Source organism: Acinetobacter sp. LUNF3, from assembly GCF_022699605.1.
Taxonomy (GTDB): Bacteria; Pseudomonadota; Gammaproteobacteria; order Pseudomonadales; family Moraxellaceae; genus Acinetobacter; species Acinetobacter johnsonii.
Map to the genome: position 1 here is coordinate 825,929 of NZ_CP093968.1, position 23,309 is coordinate 849,237.

Annotated in this window: 20 protein-coding genes and 5 pseudogenes; 13 read left to right on the forward strand and 12 right to left on the reverse strand. The window is 37.0% G+C overall.

The window, feature by feature from the left end; all coding sequences use genetic code 11:
- Positions 1 to 13: 13 nt before the first annotated feature.
- A complete protein-coding gene (locus MN200_RS03940; RefSeq protein ID WP_114392406.1) occupies positions 14 to 1,999 on the forward strand; it encodes a dynamin family protein in 1,986 nt (661 codons plus the stop codon).
- Entirely contained in the window at positions 2,000 to 3,769 is a 1,770-nt protein-coding gene (locus MN200_RS03945) for a dynamin family protein (RefSeq protein ID WP_114392403.1), read from the forward strand. It begins immediately after the preceding gene.
- 111 nt (positions 3,770 to 3,880) lie between these two features.
- Here the strand turns inward: MN200_RS03945 and MN200_RS03950 are convergent, their stop codons facing one another.
- Positions 3,881 to 4,612 (reverse strand): Fic family protein, encoded by a 732-nt coding sequence (locus tag MN200_RS03950; protein ID WP_148826609.1) that lies wholly within the window; start codon positions 4,610 to 4,612, stop codon positions 3,881 to 3,883.
- A gap of 148 nt (positions 4,613 to 4,760) precedes the next feature.
- Between MN200_RS03950 and MN200_RS03955 the strand changes: the two genes are divergently transcribed.
- Positions 4,761 to 5,753: a Fic family protein gene (locus MN200_RS03955; RefSeq protein ID WP_114392399.1), complete on the forward strand. Its 993-nt coding sequence runs from the start codon at positions 4,761 to 4,763 to the stop codon at positions 5,751 to 5,753.
- 444 nt (positions 5,754 to 6,197) lie between these two features.
- A complete protein-coding gene (locus MN200_RS03960; RefSeq protein ID WP_242760098.1) occupies positions 6,198 to 7,424 on the forward strand; it encodes a tyrosine-type recombinase/integrase in 1,227 nt (408 codons plus the stop codon).
- A gap of 1 nt (position 7,425) precedes the next feature.
- Here the strand turns inward: MN200_RS03960 and MN200_RS03965 are convergent, their stop codons facing one another.
- The 3 genes and pseudogenes from MN200_RS03965 to MN200_RS03975 all read right to left on the reverse strand — a co-directional run bounded on the left by MN200_RS03965 (position 7,426) and on the right by MN200_RS03975 (position 9,581).
- A complete protein-coding gene (locus tag MN200_RS03965; protein ID WP_242760099.1) occupies positions 7,426 to 7,896 on the reverse strand; it encodes a transposase in 471 nt (156 codons plus the stop codon).
- A complete protein-coding gene (locus MN200_RS03970; RefSeq protein ID WP_213070463.1) occupies positions 7,844 to 8,239 on the reverse strand; it encodes a transposase family protein in 396 nt (131 codons plus the stop codon). The genes MN200_RS03965 and MN200_RS03970 overlap by 53 nt, the downstream gene beginning before the upstream one ends.
- A 409-nt stretch (positions 8,240 to 8,648) precedes the next feature.
- Positions 8,649 to 9,581 (reverse strand): annotated as a pseudogene (locus MN200_RS03975) (IS5 family transposase).
- Between the two features lie 55 nt (positions 9,582 to 9,636).
- Here MN200_RS03975 and MN200_RS03980 point away from each other — a divergent pair.
- The 3 genes and pseudogenes from MN200_RS03980 to MN200_RS03990 form a co-directional block, all read left to right on the forward strand.
- Positions 9,637 to 10,140: pseudogene (locus MN200_RS03980) on the forward strand (MBL fold metallo-hydrolase); the annotation flags it as partial.
- A gap of 68 nt (positions 10,141 to 10,208) precedes the next feature.
- Positions 10,209 to 10,991: a sulfite exporter TauE/SafE family protein gene (locus MN200_RS03985; RefSeq protein WP_125275148.1), complete on the forward strand. Its 783-nt coding sequence runs from the start codon at positions 10,209 to 10,211 to the stop codon at positions 10,989 to 10,991.
- Between the two features lie 244 nt (positions 10,992 to 11,235).
- Positions 11,236 to 11,627: pseudogene (locus MN200_RS03990) on the forward strand (rhodanese-like domain-containing protein).
- Between the two features lie 110 nt (positions 11,628 to 11,737).
- Here MN200_RS03990 and MN200_RS03995 read toward each other — a convergent pair.
- Positions 11,738 to 12,637 (reverse strand): annotated as a pseudogene (locus MN200_RS03995) (IS5 family transposase).
- A gap of 240 nt (positions 12,638 to 12,877) precedes the next feature.
- Here MN200_RS03995 and MN200_RS04000 point away from each other — a divergent pair.
- Complete coding sequence (locus MN200_RS04000; protein WP_004986534.1) at positions 12,878 to 13,018, forward strand: hypothetical protein; 141 nt, start codon at positions 12,878 to 12,880, stop codon at positions 13,016 to 13,018.
- A 67-nt stretch (positions 13,019 to 13,085) separates the two neighbouring features.
- Here MN200_RS04000 and MN200_RS04005 read toward each other — a convergent pair whose 3' ends face one another.
- The 4 genes from MN200_RS04005 to MN200_RS04020 form a co-directional block, all read right to left on the reverse strand.
- Positions 13,086 to 15,164, reverse strand: a complete 2,079-nt coding sequence (locus MN200_RS04005) for a catalase (RefSeq protein WP_242760101.1) — start codon at positions 15,162 to 15,164, stop codon at positions 13,086 to 13,088.
- Between the two features lie 290 nt (positions 15,165 to 15,454).
- Positions 15,455 to 16,138 carry a DUF421 domain-containing protein gene (locus tag MN200_RS04010; RefSeq protein ID WP_004986536.1) on the reverse strand — a complete coding sequence of 228 codons (684 nt, stop codon included), beginning with the start codon at positions 16,136 to 16,138 and terminating at the stop codon, positions 15,455 to 15,457.
- A gap of 71 nt (positions 16,139 to 16,209) precedes the next feature.
- The gene (locus MN200_RS04015) at positions 16,210 to 16,506 is read right to left on the reverse strand and encodes a hypothetical protein (protein ID WP_004981674.1); all 297 of its coding nucleotides are present in this window, start codon (positions 16,504 to 16,506) and stop codon (positions 16,210 to 16,212) included.
- A 68-nt stretch (positions 16,507 to 16,574) separates the two neighbouring features.
- A complete protein-coding gene (locus MN200_RS04020; protein ID WP_171333651.1) occupies positions 16,575 to 16,715 on the reverse strand; it encodes a hypothetical protein in 141 nt (46 codons plus the stop codon).
- A 753-nt stretch (positions 16,716 to 17,468) separates the two neighbouring features.
- Here MN200_RS04020 and MN200_RS04025 point away from each other — a divergent pair.
- Positions 17,469 to 17,606 (forward strand): hypothetical protein, encoded by a 138-nt coding sequence (locus MN200_RS04025; RefSeq protein ID WP_171455699.1) that lies wholly within the window; start codon positions 17,469 to 17,471, stop codon positions 17,604 to 17,606.
- A 77-nt stretch (positions 17,607 to 17,683) separates the two neighbouring features.
- Positions 17,684 to 19,066 (forward strand): iron-containing redox enzyme family protein, encoded by a 1,383-nt coding sequence (locus MN200_RS04030; protein ID WP_242760102.1) that lies wholly within the window; start codon positions 17,684 to 17,686, stop codon positions 19,064 to 19,066.
- On the opposite strand, the pseudogene MN200_RS04035 reads toward MN200_RS04030, so the two are convergent.
- Positions 19,034 to 19,966 (reverse strand): annotated as a pseudogene (locus MN200_RS04035) (IS5 family transposase). The gene MN200_RS04030 and the pseudogene MN200_RS04035 overlap by 33 nt on opposite strands.
- A gap of 131 nt (positions 19,967 to 20,097) precedes the next feature.
- On the opposite strand from MN200_RS04035, the gene MN200_RS04040 reads away from it, so the two are divergent.
- The 3 genes from MN200_RS04040 (at position 20,098) to MN200_RS04050 (ending at position 21,432) form a co-directional block, all read left to right on the forward strand.
- Positions 20,098 to 20,586: a heme-binding protein gene (locus MN200_RS04040; protein WP_171455695.1), complete on the forward strand. Its 489-nt coding sequence runs from the start codon at positions 20,098 to 20,100 to the stop codon at positions 20,584 to 20,586.
- Between the two features lie 10 nt (positions 20,587 to 20,596).
- Complete coding sequence (uraH, locus tag MN200_RS04045) at positions 20,597 to 20,998, forward strand: hydroxyisourate hydrolase (protein ID WP_242760103.1); 402 nt, start codon at positions 20,597 to 20,599, stop codon at positions 20,996 to 20,998.
- Between the two features lie 179 nt (positions 20,999 to 21,177).
- Entirely contained in the window at positions 21,178 to 21,432 is a 255-nt protein-coding gene (locus MN200_RS04050) for a TIGR03643 family protein (RefSeq protein WP_058952279.1), read from the forward strand.
- Positions 21,433 to 21,446: 14 nt separating this feature from the next.
- Here the strand turns inward: MN200_RS04050 and MN200_RS04055 are convergent, their stop codons facing one another.
- The gene (locus MN200_RS04055; protein WP_081408287.1) at positions 21,447 to 21,581 is read right to left on the reverse strand and encodes a DUF2256 domain-containing protein; all 135 of its coding nucleotides are present in this window, start codon (positions 21,579 to 21,581) and stop codon (positions 21,447 to 21,449) included.
- Positions 21,582 to 21,584: 3 nt separating this feature from the next.
- A complete protein-coding gene (locus tag MN200_RS04060) occupies positions 21,585 to 23,108 on the reverse strand; it encodes a cryptochrome/photolyase family protein (protein ID WP_242760104.1) in 1,524 nt (507 codons plus the stop codon).
- Positions 23,109 to 23,309: the final 201 nt, after the last annotated feature.

The following is a 23,309-nucleotide window of genomic DNA, read 5'->3' on the forward strand; positions in this document are numbered from 1 at the left end:
TAAGGACGAAAACATGAATTCTTCTGTGCAAAACAGATCGTTCGAGTTATGGAACCAATTTCATAATACAATTGCCAATGAATTAAATGCTGAAAAAAACTTAAAGGATAAGGATTCTCTTTTTTTATTTTTAGATCAACGTATTGTGGTCATAAAAGGTTTTATTCAGCAACTTCAACAGCAAAAACTCCATGATGAAAATTTATTAACTAAACAAGTTACTTGTTTACAAGAACTAATAACTAAGTTGCAGTTACTCCGTGAATCAATGAATCACCCATTTGTACTGTATGTCATGGGAATGGGGAAAGTAGGTAAATCATCTTTATTAAACTTGCTTGTGGGTAGTAAAGTTGCTGATGTTGATGTTTTACCAAAGACATGGAAAACCGACTTTTTCTACGCAGCGCCATCTGCTACTCAAGCAGTCATTAAATATCGAAGTGGGCAAGAAAAAAAGTTAAGTAATGATGATGCAAAAAAAATCATTGAACAAGAAGAACTTAAGCGTGAAGACAGTGAGGATGAAGTAGAGAAACAATTTCGTCAGTTATCTAAGACTTTAAACGCTATTGAGGAAAAGAAAAAGCTACGTGAAGAAATTGAAGAAAAATTACTATATCGCTCTGATATAAAAGAAATTAAGTGGGGTTTACCAGATTTACCTGATCATTCCATTTTACACCAGTTTAGTATCGTGGATACTCCTGGGCTATGGCAGAGCCATAACGGTAAGCATGGTGAGCACGTTGGTGATTTTTATCATCAGGCAGATGGGATTTTATGGTTATTGGATAGTACAACACTTTCGGCAAATAAACCCAAACAAGTATTGGATCAATTAGCTGAAAGTTTAAATCATGTTGGCCAAAAAAGTGAAAATATGCTTGCTGTGTTGAGCCAAATTGATAAAGTTCGCTCTTCGGGTGGAGAGCAAGCTGTTTCTGGTGTTATAAACTCGGCCAAACAAATTTTTGATGGCTATTTTCTAGATGTCTTACCTTGTTCTGCAAAAGAGGCACTTCAAGGACAGAAGAATCAAGATCAAGTACTGATCAATCAATCTGGATATTTAGAGTTGCTAAACAAAATTCAGAAGTTTTTCTATGACAATGCTTTTAGTATTCGAATTGAAGGTAAAGCAAAAAATTTTGTAGGCTTGATAGAAACGCATTTACAAGACAGTGAGTCATTCCTGCAACGTTTTGAAAAGGACATTGAAACTTATGATAGTTATCATAAAAAAATAATCAATGATTTGAAACGCTTGAAGGAACAGTATAGTAAAGATTGGACCTCAACATTTAACAGCTATAGTCAAAAAGTCCAAAATAATATTTATGCTCATGCACAAGCATATACCGAATTGGAAAATGAAGCAGATAAACCTTCTTTTGTTCAGAAAGAAATTTTTATCATTGATGAGTTACAAGCTATGCTGTCAAAATTTCAGCGTGACAAATCAGCTGATTTAATAAAATATGGTCTACAGCAGCAGCAGCACATTAGTCAATCCTTTGAAAGATTTAGTTTGATTAGTCAATTAAAACCATCGACGATTTTGGCGAATAATCATCAAACTGAAATTTATAAAAATAAAGAAATTGACTTTAGTGGTTCTGATGCTGAAGGCATTATGATTGGTGGCGCAGCTGCTGGAGTTGCAATGCTTCTATTAGGTCCTATTGGGATAGCTGCAGCTGCTATTGGCTTTTTGTGGAGTAAAAGCCGCCGTGTTGATAAAGCAAAAGAAGGTTTCAATCAACAACTAGAAACTATCACAAACGATTGCCAAACAAGTATTAAAAAATTCATTGATAAACTATTTGAGCAACATCAAAAGATTTTAATTAATCATCTAAATCAGGAATTTAGTCATTTATATTTACCAAGAACTCAATGTTCTGAAATTTTTAATATTTTTCATGATTTAGAAAGAATGAAGTATGAAAAATTTGATCGAGTTAATTTTCAAGATTTTATATTAGGAAATCCATAATTGAATACTTTAACTAAATGTTTGCAATTTCAAAATAAGATGTTCACCTCACCTTTACGTATACACCAACCATTGCACCTATTATTTCAATTTGATGTCGAGACTCACTCTAGTCGTTTGCAACATATTATTGAGAATTTACAACAAACACTTAAAGTATTTGTTATTGGTGAGGTTAAAGCTGGAAAGTCATCACTTATTAATACCTTGGTTGGACAACAAATCTCACCGACCAATATTCTAGAAGCAACTGCTAGTTTATGGGAAATTGGCTATGGACAAGAAGATACTGTTAGTATCGAATATCATAATGGTCTTAGCGAAAAAATTCCGTTTGATCAAGTTCACTCAGTTCTAAGTATCACGAACCAAGAAAACCTTGAAAAAGCAAAGGATATTGCGTACGTGAAGGTGCGAACTAGGCAACATGATTTTCGTGAGTTATTACTGATAGATTCACCAGGACTAGCAACGGTCACTGAACAAAATGCCCAATTAACACGTAATGTACTTGAAGATGTTGATATTGCTCTTTGGGTCTTAAATGCAAACCATTTAGGCCAAACGGATATTATGCAAGAAGTTGAAAATCTTGCTCAACTCGGTAAACCTATTATTGCTGTTATTAGTAAAATAGATGAAGTGGATACTAGCCCAGAACGTCTAATAAAATACGTTAATCGTCATGCAGGTGAGTATTTTACTGAAGTTTTTGCATTATCTGCGCATTCTAGCCAACAAAATGATGAGTACTTTGAATATTTTGAGGAATTTAAAAAGTATCTCAAAGAACAAGTAAGCCATAAAGCAAAGGATGTTAAGAAAGACAGTGTCGAATCATCATTAGAGGCTTTACACTATGCTGAAAAAGCCGTGCATGAATCAATTATTCGACAGATGCAACATAAATTAACAGATCTATCTGCTTTTGATCAGGATTTAGAGTTTGAAAAAGAAATGCTGATATCTGAGATTAATTCTCAAGTAGATAGCCAATGTACAGAGATTTGTCAAAACTCGGCATTACAACAGCAAATCAAAGCTATTCTTTTGGGACATCAGCAAAATGATCCTGCTACTCAGACGAAAATGGAAAATCTAAAAAATACTTTGGCTAATCCATTTAGCAAAGTACAGGCGATGGAAGAATCAGTCTTAGATCAAATTGTTAATCAGCAAATTTATACTATTCATGATCATGTACAACCTTATTATATTTCATCCATGAAATCATTAGTGACGAACATCCAACAAAAAAGTAAGCAACGTTTCACTGAGTTTAGATCAAATGAAGAATTACTTTTACAGCAAACATATGCAATGTTTGATTATGATGTAAAACCTGAACTGAATGAAACGTATGATGTGATAGACACAACAATGAAAGCAACCGTGTTTGCTGGTGTAGCTGGTACTATGGCTGCAGGTTATACAGCGGTACTTGGTGCAAATGCGGCAGCAGTGACAATGGGCGCTGCAATGGGTGCTATTGCATTACCTGTTGTAGTTTGTGGAGCTGTTTTGGGTAGTGGGTTTGCTTATTTCCAAAACAAGAAAAATCAGGATGCCTTACAGGTTGAAATTTTACGCTTAAGTAAACAAATTCAAGATACTGTACGTTCTGAACTACTTAAAACCTATCATCAAAAAATTGAATCTGATATTCATTTACTTAAACATGAATATGCGAAAGGAATGTTAGGCGGTTATGATATTAATCAATTCCGTAATCAGATGTTTGCGACGGAAAATTATGTAAGGGATTTATAAGCATAATTTATAGGTGGCATAGGCATCAAATTTTTAATGAAATTGTTGTCTATGTCGCTAAGGGTTGGATGAATTTGATCATAGGTGCACTTCAGGTGATTATGATGTGGCTTATAAACCGATTACAACCTGATAAGGCTTAAATCCTTCTAGTACAGCATCTGCGACCAATTGAATAAAAGGCTCAGTCTTTCCATAAGCCGTCCATTGATCAAGAGCTTCATAGTAAGCCAAACGATTTTCTACTGTAATCACACACGGTGGATAACCTGCTTTCATTAGTTCCAAGTTCATTAGTAGACGTGATGTACGGCCATTACCATCAATAAAGGGATGAATACCAACGAAATCAGCAAGTACTTTGGCTGCACGTTCAATGGGATGAAATGTATGGGCGGCACTATTATACCAATCAACTAAATGAGCCATTTTGTCATTTAACAGAGTGTAATCAGGTGGCATAGTTGTAGTACAGGAGATTAAGACATTTTGTTGGCGATATTGACCTGCATTTTCATCATCGATATTTCTTAGAATAAGTTGGTGTATATTTCTTATCTGGCACTCTGAAAACGATTCTTCCTTACGAATAATGTTTTCAACGTAGTAGATTGCATTTCTATGATTAATTACTTCGAAGTGATCTTTTAATTTTTTACCACCGACAGCAATGCCTTCTAATACGACTTTGGTTTCGAATAGGGTGAGTCTATTTCCTGAGATAGCATTTGAATGATAGATCCAGCGAAGAAAAAGATCACTTTCAATGTTTCTTGACGTAAAGTCTGACAACGGTCTGCTTTGATCAAGCTTATTCTTAAGACTATCAATAATTGCAAACAAATGGATAACCTCTCAGTATTCACGACTTGAATCGATGGCACTATTAGTCAGTAATATAATGATATATGAATAACATATGCTTCAAGCTTTGAGAAATTGGTCTTTTAGAGTTTAATTAACTAGAACCTTTATGTTATTTAGGAATGGCATGAAATATCAACCGCCTTATACGATCACCTCTAAAATAATTCACTTGATTGCACAAATTAGTGAATCAATAGGGCGTTTGACTGCATTAACCCAAATTCAAGATAGCCTTAAATTGCGAAAAGCCAATCGTATTCGAACGATTCAAGGGTCTTTAGCGATTGAAGGGAATACCTTGAGTACAGAGCAAATCACAGCAATCCTGAATGGCAAGACCATTATCGCTCCACCTAAAGAAGTTCAAGAGGTGCGTAATGCCCTAAAGGCATATGAAGAAATTCAAAATTGGCATCCTGATCAAGAAGCTCATTTGCTGAAAGCACATCAAATATTGATGACAGGACTGATTGATGAAGTTGGACAGTATCGCCATGGTGGTGTTGGTGTGATGTCAGGGGATCGAGTCGTACATATGGCTCCGCCTGCAAATCAAATTCACCGTTTGATGGGAGAGCTATTGCAGTGGTTGGTTGATGGCAATGAACACCCATTAATTCAGAGTTCAGTATTTCATTACGAGTTTGAGTTTATACACCCATTTGCTGATGGCAATGGGCGGATGGGGCGTTTATGGCAAACTTTGATCTTAAGTCAGTGGAATCCAATTTTTCTCAATATCCCTGTAGAAAGTCTGATTTATCAAAACCAAAAAGCTTATTACGATGCATTGAAAGCGAGCACAGATCGTTCAGATTCTGCACCTTTTATTGAGTTTATTTTGCAGATGATTCTAGATGCAATACTTAGTTCTGATGCCAGCGATCAAGATACCGCTCAAGCTAGCGTACAAGTTAGCGATCAAGTTAAACGTCTCATCCAGAATATGGAGCAGAAAGAATATAGCTTAACTGAGCTGATGGCTCTTTTAGGCTTGTCCCATCGAGCCACATTCCAAAAAAATTATTTAACTCCAGCATTAGAAGCAGGTGTGATTGAACGTACCCTTCCTGATAAGCCTAAGAGTCCTAAGCAAAAGTACAAATTAAAAAATTGAACTGTACTGAAGTTGATGTGATTATTAATATCATAATGAGCTAATTGAAATGTTATAACATTATATTATTTCTAGGTGTAATTTGCTGCTATAATGCCGTACGCCACTTCAAATCCTGAATTCGGATTTGAACAAGATTTTAAAGTGATTCAATGCACTAAATCTAATTTGGGTCAAAATTGGGTCAATGAATTTTTTTATTCAATAAAAGAGCTTTAGAATGAATGGGTTAGGATTTTAGTTCAATTGACGCCACCCCACCAAATTCTTAAATTCATATGAAGTTACATAACTAAATATGACTAAAAAAACCTTAAACATCAGTGTTTAAGGCTTTTTTTATGCATATACATAAATAGCGACGAATATGTATAGTCTTGTATTGTTTGTATGGTGCCATGTATATTGTGAGTTGTAATAAAATCACCATACAAGGTTTTAACTATGAAAAGAGTCGATATAAAAAAATATCCTTTATCTGATACTACTCTTGCAAGTTTAGAGCCTGAAGAAAAAGAGTACCGTGTTAAAGATAGCAATAATCTATATTTCACTGTTCATAGTAAAGGAAACAAACGCTGGGAATTAAGATACAAAAGACCAAGTGATGGTAAGTGGACATGGTTGGGTTTAGGAGGATATCCGTCAGTCGGGGGAAAACTTGCAAGAAAAAATGCAGAAGAAATGAGAAAATTAATTTCAGAGGGGATAGATCCAAAAATTGATAGAGAAAATAAAAAGCAAGCCGATTTATTAAGCAACTCATTCACATTTGAGCAATTAGCTATAGAGTTTTGTTTAACTAAAACATGGACAGAGGCGACGAGAGTTAGAAATGAAGGCGCATTAAAAAACCATATTTATCCAGTCATGGGAAAACTGGATTATAGAAAAATAACAAAAAAGGCATGGTTAGAGTTATTTCAAGTGATTCAAAAAAAATTACACCCTAAAACAAAAAAACCTATTGTTGAAATGGGTAAAAGGCTATGTACATTATGCAGAGAGATTTATGATTTTGCAGAAGTTACAGGTCGTATAGATTACAATCCAGTCACTGGTATTACAAAATTTTTGGACAAACATGAAAAGCAAAATATGCCACATGTTTCAGAAAAAGAGCTGCCAGAATTATTGAAAAAAATACGAGCATATCCAAATAGAATGACGGCTATTGGATTAGAATTGAGTATTATGTTAGGTACCCGCCCATCAGAAATGAGGCAAGCTGTATGGGAGGAATTTGATTTTCAGGAAAATCTATGGTCTATTCCTGCACATAGAATGAAAAAAAGGAAAGAGCATATTATCCCTTTACCACTACAAGCCTTATCACTTCTTAACGAGCTAAAAAGAATCACTAGAGATTCTTTATTCTTGTTTCCTAGCAGAAGTACCAAGAAACAACCCATTTCCAATAATACATTTAATAAAGCCTTAAAGTCATTAGGTTACCAAGGACGCCAAACTCCGCATGGGTTTCGGCATATTTTAAGTACTACTTTGAGAGAAAAAGGCTTTAGAAAAGAATATGTTGAGACTGCATTAGCTCATGCTGTTGGTGGAGTTGAAGGCGTTTATAATAAAGCTCTTTATTTAAAACAAAGATCTAAAATGATGCAAATTTGGGCAGATTATTTGGATGCATTATTAAATAGACCTCTTTCATAAATCATTTTTTACTCAGTTCCAAATTATAGATCCCAGCAATTAGATTGAACCTCAATCCCAATCTTTTTCCTCGATTGCGATATCGCTCAGCAAGGATTTTGAAGGTTTTCAAACTGCCAAATACATGCTCAATGCCAATTCTTCTTTTGTTAATTTCTCGATTGTAAAGCTTTAGCTTAGGATCTAGTTTGCAGCGTTTTTTTGCTTTTAATGGCAATAGGCTATTTCGATACACTGTGTAAATCCCTTGATAACCCTTATCTGCAAGTATAAAGGCACTTGCAGGAATCTGATTCAAATTGCGTTTGAAAAGTTCGAAATCATGTACAGCACCACGACTTGTGCATAAACTCAGAATTTGCTGAGTTTTATAATGAACAATGGCTTGAACTTTGAAAGTATGTGCCTTCTTCTTACCACTATAGCTTTTCTTCTGTTTTTTTAGGCCTTTGTATTGGAATTTCTGTGGCATCTAAGATCACCACATTCCAGTCAATACCTTCGCCTTCAGGCAAATGCTTTGGTAAATTAAATAAATTGGACTTGATGAGGCAGTCCTCTACATGGTGTACGATTCTTGAAGCAGTGGGCTCTGACACGCCATAACTTGTTGCGACATGGAATAATGTTCGGTATTCACGCCAATAGCTTAAGCATAAGAGAATCTGATCTTCTAGGCTTAATTTAGATGGTCTACCTTTGGCAGGAACATGCATTTTCAATTGCTCAACCATTAAATTAAAGGTTGACCATGAGATGCCGGTATATCGCTTAAACTGTGTTTCAGAAAGCTTCTTTGAATAGATGTATTTCATTCAAAGATTATGCATGAATGTTTAAGATTCTTCGGTACAAATAATCAGCAATAGATAGGTCGTATTTTGATTTATGAAAGAGATCTAATGATCAGCATTTTAATTTTGATACTGAGCAATTTGATGTCATCGATAATTTAAATACTTTGACTTCTGACAAAGTTAAGGTATCTCAATTAAAATTATTTATTCTTGATATGTTGAAAGATGAAAATGATTTAGCATCTTAGAGCGACATGATCTATTTGTCTAAAATCTTATTGGCGCTATACCTACTCTAGTTTTACATTCTGAATTTTATGGTCTAAGATGATCTAAATTGTCTAAGCTCAAATTGAGCATTAGACAATTTAGACTGGCTTTGTTGCACAAAGATTTGAAATGCAAAGCGCCCCTAATTGAGCTAAATTTAAGGCGTAACTTGGGTAAGTGGCCGACCTAATTCCGTAAATCTGTTAAGGACTGCTACACGTGCATGGATCTCATTCACTTGGCTATCAAAACTCCTTGCACTGAGTTTATCTCCTAATAATTTGATGCAATGCATCTTAGTTTCAACCAAACTTCGCCGATGATAGCCTGACCATTTTTTCCATAGTGTCCTGCCTAAACGTTTAATTGTTCGAAGTAATTCATTTCGCTCTAGCGAGCTACTCTTTGTATCTTTCCATGGTTTCGCATTTTTTCTAGGTGGAATCACCGCATGCCTTTGCCGATCTGCAATGACCTGACGGCATTGCTTGGTGTCATAAGCTCCATCGGTATAAACAGAGTCAATCCGCTCATCTTGTGGAATCTGATTAAGTAAATCACCAAGCACCTGTGAATCACTGACATTATTGGTTGTAAGCTGAACTGCTCGTATTTGTAGGATTTTAGCATCTATACCAATATGAAGTTTACGCCATTGGCGACGATATTCAGGTCCATGTTTCTTGCGTTTCCATTCGCCCTCACCTAGAAACTTCATGCCTGTAGAGTCCATGAGTAGATGCAGCCCATCGCTACTTTTTTGGTAGCTGATTGCAATATCAATATGCTTTTGTCTTCTACAAATGGTGGAATAATCTGGTGCTGTCCAATTTAATCCACAAAGTTTAATCAGACTTTGCACAAAGCCAGTGACCATACGTAAAGACAGACGGAATAAGGATTTAATCATTAAGCAGCATTGGATGGCTGCGTCGGAGTAGGTTTGATTTCGCCCTTGTTTGCCTTTTGATGGCGCATACTATTGCGAAGCAGGATCAAACCAAATGGCAATATTTCCGCGACTCATGAGTGCTCGGTTATATGCGGGCCAATTGGTTGTGCGGTAGATTTTGTGTGTAGGCTTCTTCATTTGAAAATTATATCGCTGAAAAACCCTTTACAGATAGGTTTGTGCAACAAAGCCTTATTTATTTGAAGATCATGAGTCATTCCAAATCGGAACATTGAAAGCCTATAACATTCCAACACCGGGACATACGCCTGCTTGCCTGAGTTATGTGATTGGCGATGCAGTCTTTGTGGGTGATACGTTGTTCATGCCAGATTATGGTACTGCCCGTTGTGACTTCCCGCGAGGCAGTGCAGAACAACTTTATGATTCGGTACAAAGCCTGTTTCAGTTGCCAGAAGATACCTGGGTCTTTTTATGTCATGACTATTTGCCTGAAACACGTGAATCATATGTATGTCAATCTGATATACAGACGCAGAAAACACAGAATATCCATATTCATCAGGGAATCAGCAAAACTGAATTTGCTCAGATGCGAAATCAGCGGGATTCAGGACTGAGTATGCCTAAACTGATTCTGCCCTCGATTCAGATCAATATGAAAGCAGGGCAGTTTCCTGAGCCTGAACAAAATGGTGTTTCTTACTTCAAGCTTCCTCTTAACTACTTCAAATAAGCTTGTGTCGTGATTCAACAAAAAGTTCAACTTTTATTGAATCATTTTTGTGGATAAAGGAGAGGGCGATGTGGGCATTAATACTGGAAGGATTGGCAATTGGTGGCTTGCTGGGTTTAACCGGTGCTGGTGGCGGCATTTTGGCTGTACCCGCACTTATGGCGAGTCAGGGTTGGACCGTGGCCCAAGCTGCGCCGGTGGGATTGATTGCAGTCACGCTGTCCGCTTTGGTCGGGACGTTCGAGGGTTTATTCAAGCGTATCGTGCGTTATCGTGCTGCGCTCTGGATTGCTCTCATTAGTATTCCTTCTGCACGTTACGGGGTGCAGCTGGCTGCTATTGTTTCTCCGGTCTGGCTGACACTGGCTTTCAGTTTAGTGATGCTGATTGTGGCTTACCGGATCTTCTTTAATAAAGTCCATGATCATGGAAATGCACCGTGCAAGGTAAATCAAACCACTGGTCGCCTGATCTGGGGGGCCAAAACTGCCTCGTTCCTCGCCGGTATTGGTGTCGTGGCGGGTTTACTGACCGGTTTGCTTGGTGTGGGTGGGGGATTTGTCATTGTTCCAGCCCTGCGTAAATTCACAGGCCTGGATATGCGCAGTATCGTTGCGACTTCCCTGATGATTATTTTCCTGATTGGCGGGGTCAGTATTTATGCCCATGTGCTGGATGGATTTCAATATCCTGTTTCGGTCACGCTGACTTTTGTCCTGGCCTGTACTGTGGGGATGTTGATTGGACGCAGTCTGATGCATCGGATTGACAGTAACAAAGTACAGAAAATATTTGCCACCACCGTGGTTGGGGTGGCGATGTATTTAATCTATTCCGCACTCATGGGGTAGTTCTGTACGCTGTCTAGATAAAAATGCCTGAGTTGATGCCTGTTGGATATGATCTGTCTCATCTAGCTTGATATCTAAACAGCGGTAGCATATGAGAAGACGTTAGCAAAACTAAGGTTTGCATAGCCTGATCGTATCAACAGGGTTGAAACAAGCTGGTTGGGCATTGAAGCTAAACAGCTTTTAATCTACCTGGCCCTAGTTTATAAAATATGAATATGATGCACGAGGAAGAATGAAAATGATGAAAACTGCAGAGCAATTGATTCTGAATGCGAAAAGTCGGATTCAGGAAGTGAGTGTAGCTGAACTTTTTGAAGCGATGAAAAACCATAAAACCATTCTGATTGATATCAGGGAACCGGATGAATTTCAGGCGGCAGCAATAGACCAAGCGGTGAATTATCCTCGTGGTGTTTTGGAAATGAGAATTCACCAGCATCCTTTAGCCAGTCATCATTGCGATACTCAGCAGGCACTGGAATATCTTAAAGATCAGCCGATATATTTTGTGGCACGGGTGGCCGTTCAGCATTAGCAACAGATACATTACAAAATATGGGATTTACTTATGTGAAGTCTGTTCGGGGCGGTTATCAGGCTTGGCTTGAACAAGGCTATCCCGTAGGAAAATAAGCTATTGAAATTAAGAAAATCTTATCGTTGATTTTTTAACTTAAGGGGTTTTGTTACATAAAGTCTTTGAAGGTAAAGTTTTCCTAAGTTACTAAAATTTAAGTTACAACTTAGGTATGAAGACTACATAATTCTGTAAATTTATTTAATACGGCTACGCTTGCATGGGTCTGATTTTTTTGGCTGTCAAAATTCCTTTAGCAGAGTTTATCGCCTAATAATTTGATGCAATTTATCTTGGTTTCGATCAAACTTCGCCGATGATAACCAGACCCACTTTTTCCAAAGTGCTTCTCTTAGACGTTTAACTGTTTTAAATAACTCATTTCGCTCCATGCATCTCACTTTCTTATCTTTCCATGGCATTTTCATTCTTTCTTTATGGAATCATGGCATGTGTTTGTCGATCTGAAATCACTTGTCTACAATATTTTGTAACATATGATCCATCTATATAGACAGAATCAATCTGCTCATCAGATGGGATTTGATTAAGTAAATCCTGAAGAATTTGTGAATTACTGACATTATTTTTGGTCAGTTGTAGTGTACATAATTGAAGGGTTTGAGCATCTATACCAATATGCAGATTACGCCATTGCCGACGATATTCAGGTTGGTGTTTCTTGCGTTTCCATTCACCTTCACCAAAAGTTAAGGCCAGTTGAGTCTACTAATAGATATAGTCCTTCATGATTTTTTTGATAGCTGATTGCAATATCAATATGTTTTTGCCGTCTTTAGAGGGTGGAGTAATCTGGTGCTGTCCAACTTAACCCACTAAGCTTAATAAGGCTTTGTATAAAGCCTGTGACCATATTTAAAAAAAGTCGAAATAGAGATTTGATCATGAAACAGCACTGAATTGCTATATCAGAATAGGTTTGATTTCGACCTTATTTGCCTTGTGATTGTGCATGCCACTTAGTATTCAGATCAAACCAAATTGTCAAATTGCCACGATTGATCCAAGCGCAATTGTAGTATGACCAATTGGTTGTACGATAAATTTTAGGTGTAGGCTTATTCGTTTATAAATTATATTGCTGAATAGGACTTTATCGGTAGGTTTGTGCAACAAAGCCACCTATAACTATCAGGTGTGATCAATGCATAATAGTTTAGGGAAATAGTAATGAATTTAAGGTGCTAATTATTTTACAGGGGAGTATTGCGTAACATATCTATTATTGATACACACAGCCTGATGTCATATCTATTATTATAGTATTTCACGTGATGGAACCGACATGATTAATAAGCAAAATCCAGAATCAAAACCTCAAAAAGAATCAAACGATGACAAGGGTGATCAGAAAACCTATCAGAATCCAGATCCTCAGAAAAAACCAAATGAAGAGCCTGAGAATCCACTTAAAGAGCAAAAGTAGATCAAAAAGCCCTCGTCGAGGGCTTTTTGAAATCAAATGCTTACACTACTTTTAATCTCAAATAAATTCATGCTGGAATAGCTGCGACAACTTTTTCTCTATCCCACAAACGGTGATTTTGAATAGCTTGTTTGAATTGATCTCGGATCTCTTTAAAATTTTGAGTAGAGAATAGAGCTGCATCCTTCGTGAGCTGAAACTCATCTATTAAAGCGCATTTATCACCCAGGAAAACAATGGGCTTGAGATGTTTATATGTCTCTAATACATAATGTTTAGAAACTCCATCAGCCTTAAATACTTCTAAATTATTCCCATCAATCACGATTACGGCATCATAAGTCACTGAAGGCTCGCCATTTTGTCTTCCATCTACTGGTATTTCATTGCCATCACAAGATTTAACTGGGGCTGCGTTCGGTGCTAAAGTTTCCACAATAGCTTTTTCTGCTTCAGCCCATATTTTAATATCATCTATTGATGACGCATTTACACCGTTATGAACGAGCAAGGCAATTTTTCGCTGTTTAATGTCAGATGCAGGAAAAGATGAGGTACTTAATCTTTTCGAAGATGCAATTACGGGTTGGTGCAGACTATCTTGCTGTTTAGGGGGAGTTTTAATACCTAACTCTTTCGCAACATATTCAGCTAAGTCCAAGTCAATATTAGCTAAGACAGCGTAAACTACACGTCTGCGGATATCTTCCGATTTAACCTTAGATAATTCAAAAGAATATGCATCCTTAATATGCTGTTGTTCATGTTTTTCCAAACTATGGTAGTGCATTGTGGCTTGCGAGAAATGATCAGCGAAACTTTCTGGTCGAACTCTTAGTTTGCTGCCTTGTACTTCTTCAGGATGTGTCTTAAAGGCACCACTGTCATTAGGTGATTCTCTTGGCCAATTTTCATCAACAGAATTAGGTTCATAATTTGCCTTTCCTTTATAAACTTCGTGATTAGCATAACCACCTCGTCTATTCGTATGAAAAGGACAAACGGGTTTGTTAATTGGAATTTGATTAAAATTTACCGTACCTAGTCTGTGTAAGTGAGTATCCGTATAGCTAAATAGCCGTCCCTGTAAAAGGGGATCGTTACTAAAATCTATACCTGAGACAATATTTGCAGGACTAAAAGCAACTTGTTCTGTTTCTGCGAAAAAATCATCTGTATTTTTGTTTAAAACAAATTTACCTAGTGGAGTGACAGGTACAAGTTCTTCTGGGATTAATTTTGTAGCATCTAAGACATCAAAGTCCCATTGTTTTGCATCTTTTTCAGAGAAAATTTGTGCGCCTAATTCCCATTCCGGGTAATTGCCACGCTCAATAGCATCCCACAGATCACGTCTGTGAAAATCGGGATCTTTGCCATTAATTTTTAAGGCTTCATCCCAGACGACTTGAGCTACCCCTTGCTTTGGAGTCCAATGGAATTTCACTAAGAATGCTTCATTATTCTTATTAATCAATCTAAATGTATGAACACCAAAACCTTGTATAGAGCGTAGATTTCTTGGAATTGCTCTATCAGACATTATCCAAGTAGTCATATGTGATGCTTCGGTGTTTAAAGAAATAAAATCCCAGAAAGTATCATGGGCAGATTGACCAGTTGGAACTTCATTGGCATCTTCTGGTTTTACTGCATGAACAAAGTCCGGAAATTTAATAGCATCCTGAATGAAGAAGACAGGGATATTATTCCCCACCAAATCATAATTTCCTTCTTCAGTATAAAATTTTATAGAAAAACCTCGTACATCTCGAACGACATCAGCCGAACCTCGCCCACCTTGAACTGTAGAAATACGGACAAAGATAGGAGTCCGATTATTTGTGTCCGTTAGGAACTTAGCTTTAGTCCATTTTTCATTACCGGTATAAGCTTGAAAGTAACCATGAGCACCGACCCCTCGAGCATGTACAACACGTTCTGGAATACGCTCACGATCAAAATGAATAAGTTTATCCCTTAGAAGAAAGTCCTCGAGAAGAGTAGGGCCTTTCTCATTAATTTTTAGACTATTTTGATTATCAGCTACGGGAACACCTAAAGAAGAGGTAAGGGTTTTACCTATAGGATCCACGTATGCTTCCTCAGAAAGTTGGTCAATTTTTGGTGTATTTGATTCTTTCATATCACATTCTCTTATACATTTGCTTTATAACGTTTTATGAAAATAAGTATTTATTTTCACGTAAGTTAATGGCTTATTTGTTGACGGATATTTTGTGCTTATACAATTTAATAGGTTATCTACAATCGAATATGAGTTACTTGCAAGAAAACTCTTTTTTGGATCAAAGATACCCATATAAACTTTAAGTATTTACGCTTTGAGTAAGGTAAAGAAATGTGTATTTTTTGTTCGCTTAAACTATTCATTTTAAATAATATTGAATTAATCTAAGTCAAAACAAAAGCTTATTAATTTTGATATTCCTCACAATACAAACAGGATTTAGCCCATTTTGTATTTTGACAGCGAGGGCATTCTTCATTTAAATGATTTAAACGTTGGGTTTGACCACACAACATACAAGAATAAAAGTGATCTACATTGTGATGATCTGCGATTTGGTATTCATCGGGAAACAGAGGAAGGCCCCATTTTATATTTTCTTTAGAATATGGGATCACGCTTAGGCAGCCATCAGTCTCAAGCAGTGCTATTTTAACTTGTCCGAGATGCTCTATTTTCTTTTGGCGCATTTCAGCAAAGAATTCATCGTATGAATACTTTTCTTGCTTAATATCCTCAACAATCAGTAAACCATTTTTGACGATGTATATAGGTCGACCTTCCAATACGGTCTCAATAGCATCGGATTTCATCATTAAATAAGTTGTTAAGCGATATAAAGCCATAATTACTGCAAAAACGATGACAGCATGAATGATAGGAACTTCTTCATAGAACATAGCATCGCCAGCAGCAGATCCTAAACTAAGAATAATTGCGATTTCAAAGATGGAAAGTTGCCTAACACCACGTTTACCAGAAAATCTTAAAACTAAGATAATCAGGAAGTACATCAAGACACTACGAAGTACAATTTCTGCTGCAAAAGTAAATGTAGTATCAGCTAATAGTATTTTTATAAAGTCCATTTTACACCTATTTAATTATTATTTAGATGTGCTGATAATGAGCCTAAAAGGCTCATTATCATTATATTGGCTTACATTTTGTCCCATGCATCTTTAATCGCATGTTTAGCTTGTTCCCACTTTAAGCGTGATTCAGCCTTTAGTTCTTCCCATTTTACTTTCAAATCACTTTCGGAATCTTCAAATCGTGCATCAGTACCACGCTCATTACGGGCATGCTGACCTAGTTCATAGGCTGAACGAAGATCACGGTCATAATCCACATCAGGAAGTTCTCTTTGGATATCGCCGTAATATGGGCGGTTTGAATAATCTGTACGCCAATCATGCTTGATTGGGTTTTCGTCTTGATGGTCATTGATAGTCATAATGAACTCCAACTCTATTAAACTAATGAAAGAATTCTAGTATTTTTGCTTTATTATTAACCTAACTACTATTTTCGCTGTTGGTTTTGCTTGTCATCTTGCTGGTTTTGCTGACGTTGCTTGTCGCCCTGCTGATTTTGCTGACTTTGCTTGTCATCTTGCTGGTTTTGCTGACGTTTATTATCCTTCTGCTGATTTTGATTAGTCATTTTATTGAACCTCATAAGATTAGAATTAATCTACATTAATTAATTGGTAGATATATTATTAATAGCATGATTACATGGTTGTAAAATATTCAAGATGTTACATTTTAATTTTTTAGTTAAATTGTGTTTAGTTTGTAGTGTTAAGTATTGATAACTAATGAATATATATATGATATATTACAAACGGTTAACATTAATATTTTTATTGATTTTTAAAGATATTCATATATAGATAAGAATTAAGATTTAAGATTTAAGAATTAAGAATTAAGAATTAAGAATTAAGAATTAAGAATTAAGAATTAAGAATTAAGTTTTTGATTTGATATCTGTTTTATAAGAGAAGAATTTGTTTTTATAGAGTATTACATAGAAAAATGTGCCAACATTTGTTTCTTGGTTTTAGATCCACCTTTCTTAAGTAAGTCAGTATGCCCTATATAATTATTTGATTTAAGTTTTTTTAATTTTTTGATTAGTGCTGAATTTACTTTCTTTGACTCTAGAGAGTGCTTTTTAAGAGATTTATTTTTTAAATATTTATTAATTAAATTGAGAGGTAATGTGATGGGTATCACAGATATTAAGGTTTTACTTATTTTTAAAATTATAAATATTTAATTAAAATGTTAAATTGTGTTACTAATTAATTTATGAGGTTACATTTATTAACGTTTCTTTTCAAAGTTGTTAATTAATTGAGTGCAAGTGTCAATTATGTTGGTATAAGTTATTTACCGCGAGAGAATTATAATGCCTACTGCAGTAAAAGAGAGAATTTTAAATTTAATAACCGATGCCCATCAAAAATATTTTGAAATAACACAATTTTTCTTAGCTCCATCAATGTCACGTTCTGCAAAAGAGTGGCTTTGTTGCATAAATATGTAAGCATCTGATTTAAATAGATTTAATTTTGGATCAAAAAATAATCAAAACTTTTAAAATCATATAGTTATGAAATCTTTGTGCAACAAAGCCCAAAAGAGTTGAAAGCTTATCATTTCCTAGAAAACGAAATACTTCATTTGGATAGTGATTTCTCTGATTTTCCTACTAATGTTGATCAATTGGCAGTCTGGATGCAGAAACAAAATAAAACACAATGCTTGCATTACAAAGAGTACTTAGAAAGGCGTGAAAATGGGAGTGCAAGGGAGTTTTTTGGAACTACAAGTAAAGCTTATGAGTTTTTATACAAAGTAGCACCGACCAAACGTGTAGACGGGGCTTGGCTTTATAGCTTTACACAGTACTGGAATGATCCAGCTTTTAGAGACTTTATACAGATATATGTTGAGGAGTTGGGGTTAGGTTCCAGTCAAAGTAACCATGTAAAACTTTTCAATAAATTACTTCTATCACTTGGTCTTCATCAATTTTCAATGAATTTGCCTGATGAATATTATCACCAGTCAGCAATACAATTAGCTTTAGCTTATGCTCCATCAGATTTTATACCCGAGATTGCAGGTTTTAATTTTGGATACGAACAACTACCACTTCATTTACTGATTACAAATTATGAACTTAAAGAGTTAGGTATTGATTCCAAATATTTTAACCTACACATTACAATTGATAACTTTGATAATGGACATGCTCATTTAGCTACAAATGCGGTCATGTCTTTAGCCAAACGTTACCCAAATCAATCCGAATTTATTCGTAAATTAAAGATAGGCTTTTTATTGAATGATCGGGGAATTAGCTCAGTTCAAATAATAAAGAACCTAAATACTGAGCAAGTGGTTCTGGACATTTTCAAGAGCAAAGCTTTGGTTGGAAAGCACATGCATAATGAGAAATGCAAGTTTAAGAATAAGTCTGTAAATTCATGGCTATCAGAAGAAGATCAGGTTGAGGAATTCATTCTTGAGCTAACAAAAATAGGATGGATTAAGCTTAACGAAAATCCTGAACATAGCCGATTTTGGAAAATGATCAATGATGAAGATGGGAAAATGTTTGGAGTTTTCTCTGCTGCAGAAAAAGCTTTTATTTATGATTGGATTGCGGGTACTAATTTAAGTAGACGCATTAACCCAGTAAATACAGAATATATAAAAAACTTTATCGAACTAAATGATTTTAGTTATTTGTCAGAAAAGGAATTATTGCTGTTACAGCAGCAAATTCAGATATCTACAAATACTGGGCATAAAATTAGCAAATTGATGCCATATTTAGCTCCACATCAACATCACCAAGAAATTGGTTTATGGGCTACGCAAAAAGTAGTTGAGTATATTTTCCCATTCTTAGGGGCTTTGTTGCACAAAGATTTGAAATGCAAAGCGCCCCTAATTGAGCTAAATTTAAGGCGTAACTTGGGTAAGTGGTCGACCTAATTTCGTAAATCTGTTAAGGACTGCTACACGTGCATGGATTTCATTCACTTGGCTATCAAAACTCCTTGCACTGAGTTTATCTCCTAATAATTTGATGCAATGCATCTTAGTTTCAACCAAACTTCGACGATGATAGCCTGACCATTTTTTCCATAGTGTCCTGCCTAAACGTTTAATTGTTCGAAGTAATTCATTTCGCTCTAGCGAGCTACTCTTTGTATCTTTCCATGGTTTCGCATTTTTTCTAGGTGGAATCACCGCATGCGCTTGCCGATCTGCAATGACCTGACGGCATTGCTTGGTGTCATAAGCTCCATCGGTATAAACACAGTTAATCTGCTCATCTTGTGGAATCTGATTAAGTAAATCACCAAGCACCTGTGAATCACTGACATTATTGGTTGTAAGCTGAACTGCTCGTATTTGTAGGGTTTTAGCATCTATACCAATATGAAGTTTACGCCATTGGCGACGATATTCAGATCCATGTTTCTTGCGTTTCCATTCGCCCTCACCTAGAAACTTCATGCCTGTAGAGTCCATGAGTAGATGCAGCCCATCGCTACTTTTTTGGTAGCTGATTACAATATCAATATGCTTTTGTCTTCTACAAAGCGTGGTGTAATCTGGAGCTATCCAATTTAATCCGCAAAGTTTAATCAGACTTTGCACAAAGCCAGTGACCATACGTAAAGACAGACGGAATAAGGATTTAATCATTAAGCAGCATTGGATGGCTGCGTCGGAGTAGGTTTGATTTCGCCCTTGTTTGCCTTTTGATGGCGCATACTATTGCGAAGCAGGATCAAACCAAATGGCAATATTTCCGCGACTCATGAGTGCTCGGTTATATGCGGGCCAATTGGTTGTGCGGTAGATTTTGTGTGTAGGCTTCTTCATTTGAAAATTATATCGCTGAAAAACCCTTTACAGATAGGTTTGTGCAACAAAGCCACTTTGTAATGTGATTGTCATCATCTAAATCATTCAGATTGTATAAGATTTTTAAAACTTAATTCAGGGCAATCATGATGAACAAACTCAAAGGGCTTATTGCAACAGTAATGCTGATGAGTAGCAGTACTTTTGCACAATCCGTTCAATTGAATCAAGTTTATTCACTTGATTCTCAGACAGCACAAACTCTTATTGATGCTGCTATGACCGTATGTCAAAAAATACAGCATAATATTGCCGTGGTGGTGGTCGATGGGGGAGGGAATACCTTGATGTCAAAGAGACATGAAACTGTCGGGCCACATAATTTGGGCGCAGCCGAAAAGAAAGCCTATACCGCTTTATCCACCAAAATGGCGACCATGTTGTTAAGTCAAAATGCCCATGAAAATAAGGATGCAAAAAATTTAACCACCTTATCAAATTTACTGTTGTTAGGTGGCGGCGTACCTGTGCGTTATGAGAGTCAAGTGGTCGGCGCCATTGGCGTTGCCGGAGCAGGGGGCGCAAAAAATGACCATTACTGCGCTGATACAGCTGTTAAGTCTATTTTCAATCCTTAAGGAATCCATCATGTTTAAAAAATTATTGCCACTCTTAACACTATTGTTGACCTCAATGACTTTTGCACAAACTAACCCCTTAAGTGTGCATGTGTTGAATCTAGAAAATGGTCTGCCTTCTGCTCAAGTCGAGGTGGTACTCGAAAAAAGTACTGGGAATAAGTGGGTGAAATTAAATCAGCAATATACTGGCCCTAATGGCCGTATTACTGCATTGTTTCCTGAAAATCAGAAGCTTGAAGCAGGTATTTATAAAGTTACCTTTAAAACCGAGGACTGGTTTAAAAAAAATAAGCAAGATACTTTCTTTCCTGAAGTTCCTGTAATTTTTAAGGTAGATGGAAGTGTCAGCCATTATCATATTCCTCTACTTCTAAGTCCTTATGGATATTCGACTTATAGAGGTAACTAAGATTTAAAAGGGCTAGTTTAACTAGCCCTTTTATTTGTGCTGAGTCCGTAAACTAGAGAAAATCACAAAAAATTCATGATCGTATTATTATGCTTTTAGTTGAATTAAAGTTGACTCAAGTTATGTAAATGAGTTGATAGAACTTATTGAAGCTTCATAGTAATTAAAATGAGAATGGCATGAATCAATTTTCTGAAGAAGACTTATCCAGAATTATCGAAATGGCCTGGGAGGATCGAACCCCATTTGAAGCCATTCAATGTGAGTTTGGTTTGAACGAAGCGGCAGTGATCCGCTTGATGCGGCAAAATATGAAACCCAGTAGCTTTAAAATGTGGCGTGCACGTGTGACAGGCCGAAAAACCAAGCATCTGCAGCTGCGTTTACCTGATGTGATACGGGCCTATTGTTCACGCCAATACAAGCGTTTCTAAGTGTTTGATTTTGATTACCGTCTGGACTCACGTTTACATCTTTCAGAACAATATTGTACTTCCTCCCAGCAGCGGTGCCATTTCTTGCGCCAAGTAAAAGGGCGCAAACAGTGGATACAGATTTTTTCAGGGAGATGCTGTTTTTTCATCGTTTATAACTCATTGATCTGGCTAAGAAGTTGCTGGGCATGGCTGATAATCTGATGCCGATCTTTAAGTTTATCTAGCTGTCGATAGATCATGCCCATACGTGGATGAGTACGAAATATCGCTTCATGCCGAATCATAAAAAACCAGTATAGACTGTTAAATGGACAGCTGTCCGGCTCGGTACGGGTTTTGACATTGTAGGTACAGTGCTTGCAGTAATCTGACATTTTATTAATGTAATTGCCCGAAGCGGCGTAGGGTTTGCTGGCCATTAACCCACCATCAGCGTGCATTACCATGCCCAGCGTGTTCGGTAGTTCTACCCATTCATAGGCATCTGCATATACCGCCAGATACCATTCACTGATCTGCTGCGGGTCTACAGCACTTAACAGGGCAAAGTTGCCAGTAATCATCAAACGCTGGATGTGATGCGCATAGGCATTTTGGAAAGTATTGCGAAAACATTCCGCCATACAGTTCATCTGGGTATGACCAGTCCAGTAAAATTGTGGCAGCGGTGACGAATGCTGCAGTGCATTGCGGTTGGCATATTCCGGCATGTATAGCCAGTAAATGCCTCGTACATATTCGCGCCAACCCAGAATCTGCCGGATAAAACCTTCAACTGCATTCAGTGGTACATGACCGGCATGGTAGGCAGCTTCTGCCGCATCACAGACTTCTTTGGGCAATAGTAGGCCACAGTTTAAATAAGGTGAGAGCAGGCTGTGAAACAGCGTGTCTGTACCCTGTGCCATAGCATCCTGATAATCACCAAAATAAGGCAAACTATAGGTAATAAAATGTTCCAGAACACGCTTGGCATTACTGCGTGTGGTGGCCCAACGGAAATTGGCAAGACTTCCAGAATGCTGGCAAAACTCACGTTTAACCAGTGCAAGCACATCTAAATCAATCTGATCTCGTTCAAAATTAAGTTGCGGGGGCAAGGGCGGACTGCCCAACCAAGCCTTGCGATTGGCGCTGTCATAGTTCCACTGTTGCCCTATGGGCTGCTGTCTCTGCATCAAGTAACCAGTCTGCTTGCGCATTTCTCGGTAAAAATATTCCATACGCAGTGTTTGGTAGCGACTGGCAAAGTGGCGGAACTGCTCCAGACTACAGAAAAAACGGTCGTCATTCAGGCACTGTACGGGCAGTTGTAGCCGTGGGCTCCAGTGCTGTTGAATCTGCTGCTGTAGGCGGTATTCTCCACAGTGTGTAATTACCAGTCCTGTTACGGGGAGCAGTTGTTGTTGTGACTGCACAAAATCCAGCAGGCTACGAATAGGACTATCAGATTCAAAAGCATGATACCGTACACGCCAACCATCAGCTTTAAGCGCCTTGGCAAAGTGACGCATCGCACTAAAAATCAGCGCAATTTTCTGCGGATGATGGGCGACATAAGTGGCTTCCTCAACCACTTCGGCCATCAGAATTACATCCTGAGTGCGATCCAGTACTTTGAGCGTAGCTAGCTGATGATGAAGCTGGTCTCCCAGAATTAAACCGAAACGCATACCAATCTCAAAGTTTATAAACACTAGAACAGTGTAAATGTAGGCAGCTCAATTTTTTGTGAAAATACAGATCATCCCAAAGAGACTGTGTCAGATGCGGATCAACCATTGCACAGAAATCATCATCACTTGAGCAAAGCTGTATTTATCTATAAAAATTTCAAACCATTTTACAATACTCGAATTTAATGATTGTTTAAT